The sequence below is a fragment of the Nonomuraea sp. B12E4 genome (assembly GCF_039871825.1).
Classification (GTDB): domain Bacteria; phylum Actinomycetota; class Actinomycetes; order Streptosporangiales; family Streptosporangiaceae; genus Nonomuraea.
This window is the reverse complement of the sequence record NZ_JBDPME010000004.1, coordinates 257111-274669: the sequence shown is the minus strand read 5'-3', so window position 1 is coordinate 274669 and position 17559 is coordinate 257111. Positions and strand designations below refer to the sequence as shown.

Sequence of the window (17559 nt, the reverse complement as noted above, 5' to 3'; positions counted from 1 at the left end):
CGTATGACCCGGGGCCCCCGCTTGTGAGTTCGACGGGAGACACCATGGTGGGGGTACCACTGGTTCGGCGTACCAGAAAGCGGTCGCGGCCGACGCGAATCGGCTCCGTGCTCGAATACGCCGCGCTGGGATGGCCCGTCGTGCCAGGGGCATACCCGCTGCGTCAGGGGCGGCGCGCGTGTTCCTGTGACCGCCTCGGTTGTCCCGATCCCGGTGCCCATCCGCTGTCCCCCGCCTGGCACATGCAGGCCACGACGGACCCCGCCCTGCTCACGCGCTGGTGGCAGGTCGAGCCCGAGGCCAATGTGATTCTGCCCACGGGGCGTGTGTTCGACGTCTTCGACGTACCCCTCGCCGCCGGCCTGTCGGCCCTCACCCGGATCGACGCCGCCGGCGCCCAGCCAGGCCCGGTCGCCGCCAACGGTGACCGGGTCTTGTTCTATGTGGCCACCCGGGGCAACCCGGAGGACGAGGACGAGTGGTGGTCGTGCCAACTGGACTGCGACCCGGCCACGATCGACGACACGCCGGGGCTGCGCTGGCACTGCCGCGACAGCTACGTCCTGGCGCCGTCCTCGACCCTGTCCACGGGGCAGCCGGTCACCTGGCTCCGCCCCCCGGCCGACCGGCCGCTGCCCGACCCGCTGCTCCTGCTGGAGTGGCTCGCCGACTGAGTCAGAACCGCCGGATGTCGTGCTGCTCGACCTGCTTGGCGTGTGCGACGTATTCACGAAGGGCCGTGTTGATGGTCTCTTCCTCCGTCGTCGTGCCCATCATGCGCATGGCTTCCTTGAGGGCATCGTCGTCGACATCGACCTGAGTGACTGACACGCTTCCTCCCAATGTTCAGAGCACGCCTACACCTCGGGGCGAGGGCGCGGAAGGCCGAGACTAATCTGGTGCGCGTGAGCCGTACACAGAACTCCGAGGACCTGTTCGCCCGTGCCCGCCGGATCGTGCCGGGAGGTGTCAACTCGCCGGTGCGCGCGTTCGGCGCGGTGGGTGGCACGCCGCGGTTCATGGTCTCCGGCCAGGGCCCCTACATCACCGACGCGGACGGCAACCGCTATGTCGACATGGTCTGCTCCTGGGGGCCGATGATCCTCGGGCACCGCCATCCCGCGGTCGTCGAGGCCGTGTCAGAGGCGGTCGCCAACGGGTTCTCCTATGGCACCGCCACCGCCGGCGAGGTGGAGCTGGCCGAGGAGATCGTGGCCAGGGTGGCGCCGGTGGAGAAGGTGCGGCTGGTCAGCTCCGGCACCGAGGCGACGATGACCGCCGTGCGGCTGGCCCGCGGGTTCACCGGGCGGTCCAAGGTGATCAAGTTCGCCGGGTGCTACCACGGGCACGTGGACGCGTTGCTGGCGGCGGCGGGGTCCGGGGTGGCGACGTTCGGGCTGCCGGACACGCCGGGCGTGACGGGGGCGTCGGCGGCGGACACGATCGTGCTGCCGTACAACTCCATCGAGGCCGTCGAGGAGGCCTTCGCAGCGGCGGAGGTCGCGTGCGTCATCACCGAGGCGTGCCCGGCGAACATGGGCGTCGTCCCGCCGCGGGACGACTTCAACGCGCGCCTGCGCGAGCTGTGCACGGCCCACGGGGCGCTGCTCATCGTGGACGAGGTGCTGACGGGCTTCCGCGTCTCCCCCTCCGGCTGGTACGGCCTGGACCCGGTGGAGGCGGACCTCATGACGTTCGGCAAGGTCATGGGCGGCGGGCTGCCCGCGGCGGCGTTCGGCGGCCGGGCGGACGTCATGGCCCATCTGGCCCCCGAGGGGCCCGTCTACCAGGCGGGCACGCTGTCGGGCAACCCCCTGGCGTGCGCCGCCGGCCTGGCCACGCTGCGTGCCCTGGACGCCGAGACCTACGCGAAGGTGGACGCCGCCTCGCTGGCGGTGGGCCGGGCGGCCACCGAGGCGCTCACGGCGGCGGGCGTGCCGCACCGGTTGCAGCGGGCGGGCAACCTGTTCTCGGTCTTCTTCACCGACGCCGAGGTGACCGACTTCACCCTGGCCAGGACACAGAACACGGCGGCGTTCACCGCGTTCTTCCACGCGATGCTGGACCAGGGGGTCTACCTGCCGCCGTCGGCGTTCGAGGCGTGGTTCCTGTCGGCCGCGCACGACGACGAGGCGCTCGGCCGCGTCGCCGAGGCCCTGCCGGTCGCGGCGAAGGCGGCGGCCGCGGCTCTCTAGAGCGGGCGGCTCGGGGACGGGGTTTGGAGGCTCGCTTCCCCGGCGGCCAGGCGTCGAGCCACCGGGCGGTGGCCGCCACCCCGGCGGCCCTGCCTCGGCCGGTCGCGTCGGGCCGGAGGCGGGGGCGAGGTGGCGGGGCCTGACTCAGCGAGCGGGCCTCGCTCATCAGCGAGCGGAGGTCACTCAGCGAGCGGCCTCGCTCAGCTCAGCGAACGAGGGTCGCTCAGCGAGCGGGCTTCTGGTAGCGGATGCGCTGCTCGCGGGCCTGCTCGGCGAGGGTCTGGAGGTAGGAGGGGTGGGCCGGCTGCTGCTTCTTCGTCTTCAGGATTCTCATGCAACTATTTTCATCCGCTACACATTCAACGACAAGCGAGACTTTCTACGCTAAACCGTTTAGGCTGGCTTACATGTTGGACTTGAACCGGCTCAAGGCTCTGCACGCAGTTCATGTCTACGGGTCGGTCGGAGCGGCGGCCGACGCTCTCATGGTCACGCCGTCCGCGGTGTCGCAGCAGATCGCCAAGCTGGAGCGGGAGACCGGCGCCAGGCTCATGGAGCGCAACGGCCGCGGGGTGCGGCTGACGGACGCCGCCGGGCTGCTGGCCGAGCACGCCGAGCGCATTCTCGCCCTGGTCGAGACCGCGGAGGCGGACTTCGAGGCGCTGCGCGGCGAGGTCGTCGGCCGGCTCAACATCGGGGCCTTCCCCACCGCGGCCCGCGGCCTGATGCCCGGCGCGCTCGTCTCGCTCCGCAACCGCCACCCCGACCTGTGGGTGCAGCTCAACGAGCGCGAGCCCGAGCGGGTGGTGCGCGAGGTGGCCAGGGGCGAGCTGGACCTGGGCGTGATCCAGGACTGGCTCAACCGGCCCATGGCGCTGCCCGAGGGCCTGTCCAAGGCCACGCTGCTCGACGACGTCGCCGACGTCGCCGTGCCCGCGGAGCACCCGCTGGCGGGCAAGAGGGAGCTGGAGCTGGCCGAGCTGCACGGCGAGCGGTGGATCAGCTCCACGCCGGGCACTGTGTGCCACGACTGGCTTGCCTTCACCCTCCGCAACGCCTCGGTGGAGCCGGTGATCGCCTGCATGGCCGACGAATACCCGACCCAGCTCGCCCTGGTGGCGAGCGGCCTGGGCTGCGCGATCGTGCCCCGGCTGGGCCGGGACTGCGTGCCGGGCAACGTACGGCTCATTCCGATCAGACCGCGGCAGACGCGCCGCATCTACGCGCTGTGGCGGACGGACGCGGCCCGCCGCCCCGCGATCAGGGCCATGGTCGAGGCGCTGGCGGAGGCCAGCAGGACGCAGGAGAACGCCTGGGCGGTCACCTAACCCGGATGCGACGGCCACCACGCCGCCCAGCGGGCCCCGGCCATCCGGCCCGGCGGAGCGGCTAGGCTGTGCCACACCATGGCTGAAACCACCGTCGTCCATCTGCTGCGCCACGGTGAGGTGCACAATCCCGCCGGCATCCTCTATGGCAGACTGCCCGGATACCATCTGTCGGAGACAGGCCGGCTCATGGCCGAGACGGTCGCCAAGGCGATCGGAGGCCGTGACATCGTCGCGATCTACAGCTCGCCGCTGGAACGCGCCCTGGAGACCGCCGCGCCGCTCGCCGAGAAGCTCGGTCTCGACGTCGTCCGCGACGCCCGCCTGATCGAGGCGGGCAATCTGCTGGAGGGCCATCCGGTGGGCCAGGGCATGGGGCTGCTGCGCAACCCACGCAACTACCGCTATTTCTGGAATCCGCTGCGTCCCTCCTGGGGCGAGCCGTACCCGGTCATCGTCCGGCGGATGCGGTCGGTGATCGACGAGGCGAGGGGAGTGGCGCGCGGGCACGAGACGGTGCTCGTCAGCCACCAGCTCCCGATCTGGGCGATCAGGTGCGCGGCCGAGGGGCGCCGGCTCTGGCACGATCCACGGCGCAGACAGTGCGCGCTGGCCAGCCTCACCACCCTCACGTTCGACGGCGACCGCCTGGTCAGCATCGGCTACAGCGAGCCCGCCGGCTCGCTGCGCGCGGGTCCCTCCATCCCCGGTGCCTGATCGGCTCCCCGGTGTCCGGGGCGAGTGGCCCCGACGGTAGAGTTGCAAGCTCTACCGGTTGTAGTACAAGGAGATCTTCCTCCGTGCGCGCCAAGTTGATCCCCCTCGTCCTGCTGGCTGTGCTGGTCGCGGGCTGCGCGGGAAACCAGAGCGGCCAGCCGCAGGCGGGCGACACCCGTTTCGTCGCGGGCGACGGGAAGATGCAGGTGTTCGACGCGAGCGAGCGCAAGCCCGCGCCCGCCGTCGAGGGGCCCACGCTCGACGGGTCCACCGCCTCCCTCGCCGCGCACAAGGGCAAGGTCGTGGTGCTCAACTTCTGGGCGTCGTGGTGCGGCCCGTGCCGGGCGGAGGCGCCGGTGCTCAAGGAGGTCTCGACCAAGACCAAGGGCACCGGCGTGGAGTTCCTCGGCGTCGACTTCAAGGACCGCCAGGCCGACGCGAAGGCCTTCGAGCGCACCGAGGGCACCGGCTACCCGCACATCTACGACCAGCCCGGCAAGGTGGCGCTCGCCTTCCAGGGCACGGTGCCGCCGGCGGCGATCCCGTCCACGCTGATCATCGACAAGCAGGGCAGGATCGCGGCCAGAGCGCTCGGCGCGGTCAAATACACCGACCTGATGAACACGGTGACCAAGGTGCGCGATGAGTGAGGTCGTCGCCTCGGGCTCGTTGCTGCTCGCGGTGCCGATCGCGGTGCTGGCCGGAGTGGTGTCGTTCCTGTCGCCGTGCGTGCTGCCACTGGTGCCCGGCTACCTGTCCTACGTGACCGGCATGAGCGCCGACCCCAGGCGGGGCCGGCTGGTGCTCGGGGCCGTGCTGTTCGTGGCCGGGTTCGGGGTGGTGTTCGTGCTGAGCGGGGCGCTGTTCGGCGGGCTCGGCGCCGTCATGCTGGTCAACGCCGACCTCATCACGCGGGTGCTCGGCGTGCTGACCATCCTGCTCGGGCTGGTGTTCCTGGGCGCCGTGCCGGCGCTGATGCGCGACGTGCGCATCCACCGGCTCCCGGCCGCGGGCCTGGCCGGTGCGCCGCTGCTCGGAGTGGTGTTCGGGCTGGGCTGGACGCCGTGCATCGGGCCCACGCTGGCCGTCGTGCTGACGCTCGGGCTCAACGAGGGCAGCGCCACCCGCGGGGCCCTGCTGGCCGTCGCCTACGCGCTGGGCCTCGGGCTGCCGTTCGTGGTCGCGGCGCTGGCCTACAGCAGGGCGCTGCGGACGTTCCGGGCCATCCGCCGGCACTCGCGCCTGATCACCAGGATCGGCGGCGGCATGATGGTGGCCGTCGGCGTGCTGCTCGTGACCGGGATGTGGGGACAGATGATCGCGGCCATGCAGGGCTTCATCGGCGGCTTCGAACCGGTGATCTGATGAGTGTCCAGGAGTTGGCGAAGGAGCAGGCGCCCAAGCACGTCAGGCTCGGGCTGATGGGCTGGCTGCGCTGGGGCTGGCGCACGCTCACCTCGATGAAGACGGCGCTGATCCTGCTGTTCCTGCTCGCGCTCGGCTCGGTGCCGGGCTCGCTGGTGCCGCAGCGCGGCGTCGATCCCGACAAGGTCGCGCTGCTCTACCAGCAGAACCCGACCCTGGCCGAGTGGTACGACAGGTTCCAGCTCTTCGAGGTGTTCAGCTCGACCTGGTACGCGGCCGTCTACCTGCTGCTGTTCACCTCGCTGATCGGCTGCATCATCCCGCGTACCGTCACCTACCTGCGCGAGCTGCGCCGCAAGCCGCCCGCCGCGCCGAAGAACCTGTCGCGCCTGCCCCACTTCGCCTCGTTCGAGGGCGGCCTGAGCGTCGAGGAGGCCGCGCGGCGGCTGCGGAAGCTGCGGTTCCGCGTGGTGACCGGCGACGGCTGGGTCTCGGCGGAGAAGGGCTTCCTGCGCGAAACGGGCAACCTGCTCTTCCACGTCGCGCTGCTCGGCATCCTGCTCTCGGTCGGCTTCGGCTCCCTCTACGGCTACCGCGGCAACGTGCTGGTCGTGGAGGGCGACGGGTTCGCCAACACGGTGGCCGCCTATGACCGGTTCATCCCGGGCAACCAGGTCTCGGCCGAGTCGCTGGAGCCGTTCTCGTTCCAACTGGCCGACTTCAAGGTGTCCTACCAGCTCACGGGCGAGAAGCGCGGCCAGGCGCTCGACTACACGGCCCACCTGAAGGTCGACGACCACCCGGGCTCGCCCACCCGCGACTACGACCTCAAGGTCAACTCGCCGCTGGAGGTCGACGGCACGCAGCTCTACCTGATCGGCAACGGCTACGCTCCCGTCTTCAAGGTCACCGACGGCAAGGGCCAGGTGGCCTACGAGGGTCCTGTGGCGTGCCTGATCGAGGACAAGTCCACGATGACCTCGGGATGCGTGGTCAAGGTGCCCGACGCGCAGCCCTCGCAGCTCGGGTTTCTGCTGCGGTTCCTGCCCACCAGCGTGCCGCTGACCGACGGCACCTACGCCTCCGCCTTCCCCGGCGAGGTCAATCCCCAGGTGGAGATCCTCGGAGCCTTCTCCGGTGACCTGGGCGTAAACTCGGGCAAGCCGCAGTCGGTCTACACGCTGGCCGAGCCGGAGGTGCTCAAGAAGCTCAAGCGGCTGTTCATGGGCTCCAACACGCCCAAGCCGCTGTCCGTGGGGCAGTCGGTGGACCTGCCCGGGGGGCTGGGCAAGCTGGAGTTCACCGGGGTCAAGGAGTGGATCACGCTCCAGACGTCCCACGACCCGGGGCGCATGCCCGCCCTGGCGGCGGCCGGCACGGCCGTCATCGCCATCATGCTCTCGCTCCTGATCCGCCGGCGCCGCGTCTTCGTCAGGGTCAAGGAGGGTGGCGCGGTCGACGTGGGCGGCCTGACCCGCACAGAGGGCTCCGTGGCGGGCTTCCACGAGGAGTTCGCCGACATCGTCAAGGTTCTATCAGCAGGAGAGAAGTATGTCCGCTGAGCAACTCGCCGGGCTGAGCGATCTTTTCGTCGTCGCCGCCGTCCTGCTCTATGTCCTGGCCATGGTCGGTTTCGCGATCGAACTGGCCTTCGGCCGCACCCATCCGGGCAGAGCCGCCGCCGGGTCCGCCGGCGCGCAGGTCACGGTCAAGGAGCCGGTCGCGGTCGGGGCGGGCGCCGGAGGGGCCGGCGAGCCGGTCACCACCGACGCCGGACCGGCCGTGCCGCCGGTGCCGCTCGGTGAGCCGCTCGGTAAGGGAGTGGCCAGGGCCGGGATGGTGGCGCTGGGCCTCGCCTGGCTGGGCTGGGCGGCCAATCTCACCGCCATCGTGTCCCGCGGCCTGGCCGTGGAGCGGTGGCCGTGGGGCAACATGTACGAGTTCGTGGTGGCCATCAGCTTCGCCGCCGTGACCGCGTTCCTGCTCACCCAGCTCCGCCACAGCGTGCGTTTCCTCGGCCCGTTCGTCATGGTGACCGCGGCGCTCGGCCTCGGGCTGGCCGTCAAGGTCTTCTACACCTCGGCGGGGCCGGTCGTGCCCGCTCTCAACTCGTACTGGATCGCTATCCACGTCACCGCGGCCATCACCGCCAGCGGCCTGCTGACGCTGGCAGGCGTGTCGGGCGTCCTCTACCTGATGCGCGGGGACGGTGTGTCGCGCCTGCCCAGCCGGGAGGATCTGGAGCGGGTGGCCCACCGGGCCATCGTGTTCGCCTTCCCGGTGTGGACGTTCGCCGTCATCGCGGGGGCGCTCTGGGCGGACCGGGCGTGGGGGCGCTACTGGGGCTGGGACCCCAAGGAGATCTGGTCGTTCATCACCTGGGTGGCCTACGCGGCCTATCTGCACGCCAGGGTGACGGCCGGCTGGCGGGGCAAGGCGGCGACGATCGTGCAACTGCTGGCGTTCGGATGCCTGCTGTTCAACCTGATCGGCGTGAACGTCTTCATCAGCGGGCTGCACAGCTACGCCGACGTCTGAGCCGGACTGACCTAGTTGACGTCGTCACCTCGCATGCGGCGGTCGAGGTCGCGCAGGAAGTCGGGGTCGTCGTCCGGTCCTTTCGGCATGCCCGGACCCGGAGGCACCGGCCAGGTCGCACGCGGGGCCCGCGGGCGGCCGCGGGCCAGCCACACCAGGCCGCCGAGCAGCGGGATCAGCACCACTATGAGAATCCACAGTGCCTTTGGTACGTTCCTGACCTCGTCTTCGGGCGTGGTGATCACGTCGAACAGTGAAAATAGCCAGAACGCCAGCAGCGCAAGGCCGATCAGAACACCTGCCATGCCCGAACTGTAAGCCATCCGCGACGTGATCGTGCTGCCCGATGTCCCATTTCGGGTGACTGGTGGAAGATCGGCGTCGTACGGTGGTAGCCGATGCGGCGGCGCCCACGGGGCTCCACGGCATTGAGGGGTGCGATGGCCTTCGACAAGAGTGTTCACGACAAAGGGCGGCATCGGCGAGGTCGCTGGTGGCGGCGCGGTTCCTACCTGTTCTCACGCCGTAGTGAGGCCCCCGCCGACGCCGAGCGCTCGTTCTGGTCCGACGCCCGTGAGCGGCCTCAGGAGGCCCGCGCAGGGGCCGGCGGACACAACAGATCCGACGGGGGCGGCCGGTCCGGCAGCGACGGCCTCAGCGGACGGCCCGAGCGCATGGCGGGGCGGGACGGGTTCGGTCGCCCACGGGAGGCGGCGTCCCCGGGGGCCTACCGTGCGCAGGACGCGAGCCACGAGGTCACGTGGGACGGTTACGCGCTGCGCGGACAGCCCGAGCGCCTGCCCGCGGCGGTGGTGGAGCGCCCCCGCTACACCTGGTACGACTTCGAGCTCGACGACAAGCCCCCGAGGGCCCAGCCCAACCGGCCGGACGTGCCGTCGATGGGTGACGGCCTGCGCCACTGCGGCAGGCTGGAGCGGATCCTGCACCGCCAGTGGGACGCCAGGCAGGGACCGCCGTCGGCGGACGTCGTACGCGCCGTGGAGAGCCTGGCCAGGCTGCCGGAGCGGCTGAAGGCCCTGCTGGCGGACGGCCTGGAGGGCATCTACGTCGGTGGCGGCGGCGTGCCGGACCTCGACGACATGGGCTACTTACGCGGCGCCCCCCTGCCGTCGGGCCGCGCGACCTGGGACATCTGCGCGGGCGCGTACGGTGACGGGAAGATCGTCGTGGGCGACCGCCCCTCGCCGACCCCCGACGTGATGATGCACGAGGTCGGCCACGCCATCGACGACATCGACGCCCCCCACGGTGAGTGGGTGTCGGATTCGCCAGAGTTCACCAACCTCTACGACAGGGCACTGCCACTCCTGACCTCGACGTTCCACCGCCAGGCAGGCGGGCTCGGCCGCAAGGAGTTCTTCGCCGACGCCTTCGCCGCCATCGCCGCCCGCCAGCGCCCGGCCCTCGTGGACATGCTCGGCGGCGACACCCGGATGGCGCTCAACGTCATGCTGTTCTTCAACCGGCGCTACGGAATCTAGGTGATCCACCATGTACGTCATCCGGCTCGCGGACGGGACCCTGCGCGTGCCGCAGAGCCTGACCAGCGAAGACGGGCGTCTGATCGGAAACGCGTACGTGGAGGTCCAGCCGGATGATCCGGGCTACGCACAGTGGCTGACGGAGTCGCTGACGGAGGAGGAGGCGGCCGAGCGGCGCAGGCACTGGGAGGAGGGGAACGACGACCTGGAGCGCGAGTTCCTGGCCTTCAAGGCAGAACAGGAAGACGCCTGACCCCGGGCGGCGCGGCCAGACGCCTGATCAGGCGGACAGGCGCCAGCCACGGTCGGCGGATGGCGCCGCCCCGTGCTCACCGTACGGAAGTGTGGCCGGGAAGCACGCGAAACAGTGGGTTCCGCCAGCGGTGATCCTGGCACTTCAGGATCACCGGCTAGACGGAACGTCAGACGCGCGGGGACTCACCTGCTGGCCTGTCGGCCGTAAGAACGTCCTCGCCTCGAAGAAGGGCGTGGACTTCCGACTCGCGGAAGCGCCGGTGCCCTCCGGGGGTGCGGATACTGCTGATGCGGCCTGCCGCAGCCCAGCGCGTAACCGTCTTTGGGTCTACCCGGAAGAGGGCGGCAACCTCTCCTGGGGTCAGCAGACGCTCGCTGCTACTCTCCACCAATCTCTCCCCCTCGCATCCCGCTTCCTGCCAGCGGGCGGACAGGTAACCAGTGTGTCGAGCGAAGCCTGATTTATCCGTGGTTTTCTACAAAGATCACGGGTTGTTATCAGCTGACTGCCCGATTGTTATATGATAGAGCCTCTTTGGGGCTCTCGTGGGTGTTTCTTTACGAAACTCCCTGACTGGGAACAGTAGCAGCGCTCGCGTCCGATGCGAAGAGCGGCCGCTGTACGGGTCCGAGTAACCTCGAACCTGTGCATCCCACACTCGTTTACACCGCGTCGCGGATCGGCCTGTTTGTCGTGACCCTCGGTGTCCTCTACCTAGCAGGTCTGCAAAACCCGCTCTGGTTGATCCTGGCGGCTTTCTTGATCAGCGGCATAGCCAGCTATGTCCTGCTGTCCAAGCAGCGCGACGCCATGAGCGAACGGATCAGCCACCGGGTTGACCGGTCGAAGCCGCACGACGACTAGGTCAGGGGGAACATGCCAATCCGGGCATGGTACTCCCGTCCGAGTCTTGTCGTGTCGCTACCGACAAGTAGTCCGCTGCTGTTCGTCGAAAACGCCTTGACGCCGATGCCGCGCTCCCGCCCGGGATTCCAGCTCAGCGCCTTTCCCGTGCGGGGATGAATGGCGCCGATGCCCGGCCGTGACACGGCTCCCGGCCCGGGCGAGTCACGGCCCCGAGGGTTGTCCAGCCAGCGCTGATGCCCGCCGACATAGACCGCCGCGCCCGTCGCCGAGACCGCGTAGAGCGAGTCGCCACCTGTGCTGTTGACCCACGTGGGCCTGATGTTCGTGCCCTTGGCGTGGGTTTCGAATCTGGCGGTCGTGTCGCACATGCCGCCCTTGGGGCCTCCTGTGGTGACGACCGCGAAATAGCCGCCGTCCGGCGCGAAATCCAGGCCGCGTACGTATGAGGGAAACGCCTCCGCGCATGGGCGCGCGTACGCCTCCGTACGCCAGGGGGAAACCCTGGCGGTGCGCCCGCTGATGTCGATCAGCCCGAGCTGGGGCCGTGACTGGCCGTCGAGCGTGGTGAACGAGCCGTCCACCGCCAGCCGGCCGCCCGAGACGTCCAGCGCGTAGACCTTGACAACGGAGGTCAATGGCTTGCCCGGTGTGATCGTGAAGGCCGGGTCGGCCGCTCCGGTGGTCGCGTCGAGCCTGGCCAGCGCCGTGCGCGGGCTGACGAAGTCGCCCCCGACGTAGAGCTGGGAGCCCTGCCTGGCCAGCGTGGTCACCATGCCGCCGCCGATGCGGGGGGCGAAACCGGGCACGAGCGAGCCGTCGGAGAGGCTGAGCCTGGCCAGCGACCGGGAACGCCGGTTGTCGATGCCGACGAACTCGCCGCCCACGTAGACGGTGCCGCGGTCGCCCGCGGCCAGGCCGTACACCGGGCCGGCCACGTGTGGCGCGAAGTCCGCCAGGACGCGGCCGGTGGCCAGGTCGTAGGCGAACAGGTTGGCGCGGGGAAGGACGGTGGTGCGCGCGGCGTCGCTCACCTCGCTGAACGAACCGCCCACGACGACGGTGCCGCCGACCACGGTGATGGCGTTGACGATGCCGTCGAGGACGTGCGGGGTGGTGTCGACCGGGTCGGCCGACACGACGCGCGGGTGCGCGACGGGGGCCGCGGCGAGAGCCGCACGCGGGTGGGCGGCGGGAGCCGCGGCGATGATCGCCGCAAGGGCGGCACGGGCAAGCATTTGCCAATTGTTAGCAGACGTTCAGTAATCTCGCGGCTACTTTCCGTTGATTGTCCTGATAGAGCTGGTCCCAGATTCCGCTGGCCGGGCGCTCCCATAGGGTGTGGGCATGACGCGCGCTCAGTTGGACAAAAAGCCGGACGAGGTCGCCGCGATGTTCGATCGCACCGCCCGGCGCTACGACCTCGTCAACGACGTGGTCTCCCTCGGACAGGTCAGGCTCTGGCGCAAGGCGGTGGCCGATGCCGTCGACGCCGGCCCTGGGGAGCTCGTCCTCGACCTGGGCGCGGGAACCGGCACGTCCACCGTCGCGTTCACCACTCTGGGCGCGCGGGCGATCGCCTCCGACTTCTCGCTGGGCATGCTGCGCACCGGCGTGCGGCGGCACGGCGGCAACGGGCTGACCGGCGGCGGGTTGCCGTTCGTCGCCGGTGACGCGTTGCGGCTGCCGTTCGCCGACGACGCGTTCGACGCGGTGACGATCTCGGTGGCGCTGCGCAACGTGCACGACACCGGGCGGGCGCTGCGCGAGATGCTGCGGGTGACCAGGCCCGGCGGGCGGCTGGTGATCCTTGAGTTCTCGCACGTCGCGTTCGGCGCCTTCGACCTGGTCTACCGCGAATACCTGATGCGGTTGCTGCCGAAGGTGGCCAAGGTGTTCGGGTCCAACGACGACTCCTACGAATACCTGGCCGAGTCGATCAGGGACTGGCCCGATCAGCCGACGCTCGCGCGGGCCATTCAGGACGCCGGCTGGGAACGCGTCGCGTGGCGCAATCTCTCGATGGGCATCGTTGCCATGCACCGAGGGTTCAAGCCCGCTTGACCCGCTGTCAAGTGAGCTGAAACCTTGTTTTCAGACGGACCCTTTCTCCGGCAATTTTCGTCATGCCGAGGTTGGGGCGCTCATTCCCAAATGTATTCGGGTCGCCCCGGCACCGAGGATCCACACTGCCGACAGCCGCCCCGGAGAGTGGCTGCTAGCGTGACGATCATGACTGGGAGGCCTCAGGCGACACGCCGTCCCCTTGGATCACAGAACAGCACCCCGACTGCCACTATGTACAGGAAAAGCAGTAGACTGCGGGCCGACAAGTTTGTGAAGGGGTTCACAAAGGAACGAAGGCGCCACACCCCGAGGCCTTCGAAGGACAGGACAGTCCAGTGACGGTGCCAACAGCCAACGTCCAAGCACAGGAGCTCGCCGCGAGGGAGCGACCTAGGAGCCAGCGACTGGCGAAGCGGGCGCGACCATGAGCACATTGGATGCCGACGTGATCGTCGTCGGTGCCGGTCCCGCAGGTTCCGCGACCGCCTATTATCTCGCTCGGTCCGGGCTCGACGTGCTGCTCCTGGAAAAGACCAGGTTCCCGCGCGAGAAGGTCTGCGGCGACGGCCTGACCCCGCGTGCGGTCAAGCAGCTCCTCAACATGGGCGTCGACATCGACGCCCCCGGCTGGGTCCGGAACAAGGGCCTGCGCGTCGTGGGCGGCGGCCTGCGGTTCGACCTCGACTGGCCACAGCTTGAGAGGTTCCCGGACTTCGGGCTCGTCCGCACCCGCCAGGACTTCGACCAGATCGTCGCGGCCAACGCGGCCAAGAGCGGCGTACGGCTGGAGGAGGGCGTCACCGTGACAGGCCCGATCCTCGACGACCGCAGCGGCCACATCGTCGGCGTGACGACCAAGGACGGCCGGGAGCTCCGCAGCCGCGTGGTGGTGGCCGCCGACGGCAACAGCACCCGGCTGGCCGTGGGCATGGGGCTGCACAAGCGCGAGGACCGGCCGATGGGCGTGGCCGTGCGCACCTACTACGAGAGCCCCCGCCACGACGACGACTACCTGGAGATCTGGCTGGAGCTCTGGGACGCCGACAAGCTGCTGCCCGGCTACGGCTGGATCTTCGGCGTCGGCGACGGCACCGCCAACGTGGGCCTCGGGCTGCTCAACACCAGCGCCGACTTCAAGAACCTCGACTATCGTGACCTGCTGCGGCGCTGGACCAGGTCCATGCCCGCCGACTGGCAGTTCACCGAGGAGAACATGACGGCCCCCATCCGGGGCGCCGCGCTCCCGATGGCCTTCAACCGGCAGCCCCACTACACTCGTGGCCTGATGCTCGTGGGTGACTCGGGCGGGTCGATCAACCCCTTCAACGGCGAGGGCATCGCCTACGCCATGGAGACCGGCGAGATCGCCGCCGAGATCATCGCCAAGGGCCTGCGAAACACCACCCCCGCGCAGCGCGAGCGGATCCTGCGGACCTATCCTCGGGTGCTGAAGGACGCCTACGGCGGCTACTTCACCCTCGGCAGGTGGTTCGTCGAGGCGATCGGAAAACCGGGTGTGATGCGCTTCGGCACCAGGCACGGGCTTCCTCACCCGAGGCTGATGCGCTTTGCCATCAAACTCCTTGGTAATCTCACCGACCGGCGAGGCGATGCGTCGGACATGATCATTAACGCACTCTCGAAGGTCGCGCCACCAGCATGATTCTCAGAACTATCAGATCCGGCTGCGCGCCCGCGCGCGCGGCGACTCCAGAGGAGGCGTAGCGATGGACCTTTACGTGCCCATCCTGGTGCTCGCCGTTCTCGCGGGGGGCTTCGCGATCTTCTCGGTCGCCATCGCTCCCTTCACCGGCCCCAAGCGCTGGAACCGCGCCAAGCTTGACGCCTACGAATGCGGCATCGAGCCGACGCCCCAGCCGGTCGGTGGCGGACGGTTCCCGCTCAAATACATGATCACCGCGATGCTCTTCATCGTGTTCGACATCGAGATCATCTTCCTCTATCCGTGGGCGGTCTCGTTCGCGCAGCAGACGAACGACGCGGGCCAGGTGATCTCCCCTGGCCTCGGGCTGTTCGGGCTCGTGGAGATGTTGCTGTTCATCGTCACCGTGCTCGTGGCCTACGCGTACGTGTGGCGCCGCAAGGGTCTGGACTGGGACTGAAATGGGACTTGAAGAGAAACTCCCCAGCGGGTTCATCCTCAGCACCGTCGAGGCGGCGGCCGGATGGGCACGCAAGAACTCCGTGTGGCCGGCCACGTTCGGCCTCGCGTGCTGCGCCATCGAGCTGATGGCCACCGGTGGCCCCCACTACGACCTGGCGCGCTTCGGCATGGAGCGCGCTTCGGCGTCTCCTCGGCAGGCCGACCTGATGATCGTCGCCGGGCGCGTCTCGCAGAAGATGGCCCCCGTGCTGCGGCAGATCTACGACCAGATGGCCGAGCCGAAGTGGGTCATCTCGATGGGCGTGTGCGCCTCCAGCGGCGGCATGTTCAACAACTACGCGATCGTGCAGGGCGTCGACCACGTCGTGCCGGTCGACATCTACCTGCCGGGCTGCCCGCCGCGGCCGGAGATGCTGATCGACGCGATCGTCAAGCTGCACGACAAGATCCAGAACATGAAGTTCGGCGCGCACCGCGCCAAGCAGATCGAGGAGCTCGAGCTGCAGGCGCTGCGCACGCTGCCACTGATCGATCAGGGGGCCGCGAAGTGACCTCGCCCGACAACCTTCCCGGTGCCCCGGAGAGCGGCGAGACCCCTGAGGTCCCGGTGCCCGCGGTGCCCGAGCCGCCCGTCGCCAGGCGCGGCATGTTCGGCGCGCAGGACTCCGGCGACACCTCCGGCTACGGCGGTCTCGTCGTCCGCCGGGCGCCCCAGCTCTCGACGCCCCGCCCGTACGGCGGCTACTTCGACGAGCTCGTGGACACCCTCGCGCTCGACGACGCCATCGAGCGGGTGGTCGTGGACCGAGGCGAGCTGACCCTGCACGTCAGGCGGGAGCGTCTGGTCGAGGTGTGCCAGAAGCTGCGCGACGACCCGGCGCTGCGGTTCGAGCTCTCGCTCGGCGTGTCCGGCGTGCACTACCCGCACCTGGCGGGCGAGGAGCTGCACTCGGTCATCCACCTGTGCTCGATCACCCACAACCGGCGGGTGCGGGTCGAGGCCAGCGCGCCCGACTCCGATCCGCACATCCCCTCCACCGTCGGCGTCTACCCGGGCCACGACTGGCACGAGCGGGAGGCGTACGACTTCTTCGGGATCGTCTACGACGGACACCCCGGCCTCACCCGCATCATGATGCCGGACGACTGGGACGGCCACCCGCAGCGCAAGGACTACCCGCTCGGCGGCATCCCGGTCGAATACCGGGGCGCCACCATCCCCGCGCCCGACCAGAGGAGGTCCTACTCGTGAGCACCGCTTATGACGAGGCGACCGAGGGCAAGGTCTACTCGGTCAACGGCGCCGACTGGGACGAGGTCGTCACCGGTGTGCGCGCCTCCGAGGAGGAGCGTCTCGTCGTCAACATGGGCCCGCAGCACCCGTCCACGCACGGCGTGCTCCGCCTGGTCCTGACCCTCGACGGCGAGACGGTCACCGAGGCGCGCAGCGTCATCGGCTACCTGCACACCGGCATCGAGAAGAACATGGAATACCGGACGTGGACCCAGGGGACCACGTTCGTGACCCGGATGGACTACCTCTCGCCGATCTTCAACGAGACCGCCTACTGCATGGGCGTGGAGAAGCTGCTCGGCATCGAGGACCGGATCCCCGAGCGGGCCCAGGCCATCCGCGTGATGATGATGGAGCTCAACCGCATCTCCTCGCACCTGGTCGCGATGGGCACGTTCGGCATGGAGCTGGGCGCGACGACGCCGTTCCTGTTCGGTTACCGCGACCGCGAGATGGTCATGGACCTGTTCGAGTACATCACGGGTCTGCGGATGAACCACGCCTACATCAGGCCGGGCGGCGTGAGCGTCGACCTGCCCGCGGGCGCGGTCGACAAGGTCGGCGAGTTCCTCAAGGAGATGCCCAAGCGGATCAAGGACATCCGCAAGCTCCTCGACGAGAACCCGGTCTACGTGCGCCGCACCAGGGACGTGGGTTACCTCGACCTGACCGGCTGCATGGCCCTGGGCGTCACCGGCCCGATCCTGCGCGCCGCCGGGCTGCCGTGGGACCTGCGCAAGTCGCAGCCCTACTGCGGCTACGAGACCTACGAGTTCGACGTGGCCACCGAGCGCGGCTGCGACGTCTACTCGCGCTATCTCGTGCGCATGAAGGAGATGGAGGAGTCCCTCAAGATCGTCGAGCAGGCCCTGGACCGCATCGCCGGGCCGCTCAAGGGGGACCCGGTGATGATCGAGGACAAGAAGATCGGCTGGCCCGCGCAGCTCGCGCTCGGCCCCGACGGGTTCGGCAACTCGCCCGACCACATCGCCCACATCATGGGCACCTCGATGGAGGCCCTCATCCACCACTTCAAGCTGGTGACCGAGGGCTTCAGGGTGCCGGCCGGGCAGGCGTACGCCAGCATCGAGTCGCCCAAGGGCGAGCTCGGCGCGCACGTGGTCAGCGACGGCGGCACCCGCCCGTACCGGGTGCACTTCCGCGAGCCGTCGTTCTGCAATCTGCAGGGCTTCCCCGCGATGGCGGAAGGCGGCCAGGTCGCCGACGTGATCGCCGCGGTGGCTTCTATCGACCCCGTCATGGGAGGTGTGGACAGGTGAGTGAGCGTAGCGAACGAACAATCGGATA

General features: G+C 69.3%; 21 protein-coding genes. 17 read left to right on the top strand and 4 right to left on the bottom strand.

The genetic code is table 11. The features are described from left to right. Positions 1 to 44 precede the first annotated feature (44 nt). Entirely contained in the window at positions 45 to 674 is a 630-nt protein-coding gene (locus ABGB18_RS12610; protein ID WP_347695632.1) for a bifunctional DNA primase/polymerase, read from the top strand. A 1-nt stretch (position 675) separates the two neighbouring features. On the opposite strand, the gene ABGB18_RS12605 is transcribed toward ABGB18_RS12610, so the two are convergent. Beyond that, positions 676 to 831 carry a type II toxin-antitoxin system VapB family antitoxin gene (locus ABGB18_RS12605; RefSeq protein WP_347695631.1) on the bottom strand — a complete coding sequence of 52 codons (156 nt, stop codon included), beginning with the start codon at positions 829 to 831 and terminating at the stop codon, positions 676 to 678. Positions 832 to 905: 74 nt separating this feature from the next. On the opposite strand from ABGB18_RS12605, the gene hemL reads away from it, so the two are divergent. From hemL to ccsB, 7 genes are all read left to right on the top strand, one after another. Beyond that, complete coding sequence (gene hemL, locus ABGB18_RS12600; protein ID WP_347695630.1) at positions 906 to 2195, top strand: glutamate-1-semialdehyde 2,1-aminomutase; 1290 nt, start codon at positions 906 to 908, stop codon at positions 2193 to 2195. A gap of 407 nt (positions 2196 to 2602) precedes the next feature. Continuing rightward, positions 2603 to 3523 carry a LysR family transcriptional regulator gene (locus ABGB18_RS12595; RefSeq protein WP_347695629.1) on the top strand — a complete coding sequence of 307 codons (921 nt, stop codon included), beginning with the start codon at positions 2603 to 2605 and terminating at the stop codon, positions 3521 to 3523. Positions 3524 to 3601: 78 nt separating this feature from the next. Further along, positions 3602 to 4240 carry a histidine phosphatase family protein gene (locus ABGB18_RS12590; protein ID WP_347695628.1) on the top strand — a complete coding sequence of 213 codons (639 nt, stop codon included), beginning with the start codon at positions 3602 to 3604 and terminating at the stop codon, positions 4238 to 4240. A gap of 83 nt (positions 4241 to 4323) precedes the next feature. Further along, a complete protein-coding gene (locus ABGB18_RS12585) occupies positions 4324 to 4890 on the top strand; it encodes a TlpA disulfide reductase family protein (RefSeq protein WP_347695627.1) in 567 nt (188 codons plus the stop codon). Further along, positions 4883 to 5605 carry a cytochrome c biogenesis protein CcdA gene (locus ABGB18_RS12580; RefSeq protein ID WP_347695626.1) on the top strand — a complete coding sequence of 241 codons (723 nt, stop codon included), beginning with the start codon at positions 4883 to 4885 and terminating at the stop codon, positions 5603 to 5605. The genes ABGB18_RS12585 and ABGB18_RS12580 overlap by 8 nt, the downstream gene beginning before the upstream one ends. Next, positions 5605 to 7167 (top strand): cytochrome c biogenesis protein ResB, encoded by a 1563-nt coding sequence (locus tag ABGB18_RS12575; RefSeq protein WP_347695625.1) that lies wholly within the window; start codon positions 5605 to 5607, stop codon positions 7165 to 7167. Before ABGB18_RS12580 ends, ABGB18_RS12575 begins: the two co-directional genes overlap by 1 nt. Next, positions 7157 to 8143: a c-type cytochrome biogenesis protein CcsB gene (ccsB, locus tag ABGB18_RS12570; protein WP_347695624.1), complete on the top strand. Its 987-nt coding sequence runs from the start codon at positions 7157 to 7159 to the stop codon at positions 8141 to 8143. Before ABGB18_RS12575 ends, ccsB begins: the two co-directional genes overlap by 11 nt. A gap of 11 nt (positions 8144 to 8154) precedes the next feature. Here the strand turns inward: ccsB and ABGB18_RS12565 are convergent, their stop codons facing one another. Further along, entirely contained in the window at positions 8155 to 8448 is a 294-nt protein-coding gene (locus ABGB18_RS12565; protein ID WP_347695623.1) for a PLD nuclease N-terminal domain-containing protein, read from the bottom strand. 135 nt (positions 8449 to 8583) lie between these two features. On the opposite strand from ABGB18_RS12565, the gene ABGB18_RS12560 reads away from it, so the two are divergent. Together ABGB18_RS12560 and ABGB18_RS12555 are read left to right on the top strand one after the other, a co-directional pair. Next, positions 8584 to 9645: a hypothetical protein gene (locus ABGB18_RS12560; RefSeq protein ID WP_347695622.1), complete on the top strand. Its 1062-nt coding sequence runs from the start codon at positions 8584 to 8586 to the stop codon at positions 9643 to 9645. Positions 9646 to 9655: 10 nt separating this feature from the next. Continuing rightward, a complete protein-coding gene (locus ABGB18_RS12555; RefSeq protein ID WP_347695621.1) occupies positions 9656 to 9898 on the top strand; it encodes a hypothetical protein in 243 nt (80 codons plus the stop codon). A gap of 169 nt (positions 9899 to 10067) precedes the next feature. Here ABGB18_RS12555 and ABGB18_RS12550 read toward each other — a convergent pair whose 3' ends face one another. Then, positions 10068 to 10289 (bottom strand): BldC family transcriptional regulator, encoded by a 222-nt coding sequence (locus ABGB18_RS12550; protein WP_026214226.1) that lies wholly within the window; start codon positions 10287 to 10289, stop codon positions 10068 to 10070. 257 nt (positions 10290 to 10546) lie between these two features. Here ABGB18_RS12550 and ABGB18_RS12545 point away from each other — a divergent pair, with 257 nt between their 5' ends. After that, on the top strand, positions 10547 to 10765 hold the full coding sequence (locus ABGB18_RS12545) for a DUF4229 domain-containing protein (RefSeq protein ID WP_347695620.1): 219 nt from the start codon (positions 10547 to 10549) through the stop codon (positions 10763 to 10765). Here the strand turns inward: ABGB18_RS12545 and ABGB18_RS12540 are convergent. Next, on the bottom strand, positions 10762 to 12003 hold the full coding sequence (locus ABGB18_RS12540; RefSeq protein WP_347695619.1) for a hypothetical protein: 1242 nt from the start codon (positions 12001 to 12003) through the stop codon (positions 10762 to 10764). The genes ABGB18_RS12545 and ABGB18_RS12540 overlap by 4 nt on opposite strands. Before the next feature lie 109 nt (positions 12004 to 12112). On the opposite strand from ABGB18_RS12540, the gene ABGB18_RS12535 reads away from it, so the two are divergent. The 6 genes from ABGB18_RS12535 (at position 12113) to ABGB18_RS12510 (ending at position 17531) form a co-directional block, all read left to right on the top strand. Next, positions 12113 to 12829 carry a demethylmenaquinone methyltransferase gene (locus ABGB18_RS12535; protein WP_347695618.1) on the top strand — a complete coding sequence of 239 codons (717 nt, stop codon included), beginning with the start codon at positions 12113 to 12115 and terminating at the stop codon, positions 12827 to 12829. A 427-nt stretch (positions 12830 to 13256) separates the two neighbouring features. Next, positions 13257 to 14495, top strand: a complete 1239-nt coding sequence (locus ABGB18_RS12530; RefSeq protein WP_347695617.1) for a geranylgeranyl reductase family protein — start codon at positions 13257 to 13259, stop codon at positions 14493 to 14495. A gap of 64 nt (positions 14496 to 14559) precedes the next feature. Continuing rightward, entirely contained in the window at positions 14560 to 14955 is a 396-nt protein-coding gene (locus tag ABGB18_RS12525; protein ID WP_347695616.1) for an NADH-quinone oxidoreductase subunit A, read from the top strand. A 1-nt stretch (position 14956) separates the two neighbouring features. Continuing rightward, complete coding sequence (locus ABGB18_RS12520) at positions 14957 to 15508, top strand: NADH-quinone oxidoreductase subunit B (protein WP_132608802.1); 552 nt, start codon at positions 14957 to 14959, stop codon at positions 15506 to 15508. Positions 15509 to 15603: 95 nt separating this feature from the next. Next, positions 15604 to 16209, top strand: a complete 606-nt coding sequence (locus tag ABGB18_RS12515; protein ID WP_347695834.1) for an NADH-quinone oxidoreductase subunit C — start codon at positions 15604 to 15606, stop codon at positions 16207 to 16209. Continuing rightward, a complete protein-coding gene (locus ABGB18_RS12510; protein ID WP_347695615.1) occupies positions 16206 to 17531 on the top strand; it encodes an NADH-quinone oxidoreductase subunit D in 1326 nt (441 codons plus the stop codon). Before ABGB18_RS12515 ends, ABGB18_RS12510 begins: the two co-directional genes overlap by 4 nt. Positions 17532 to 17559: the final 28 nt, after the last annotated feature.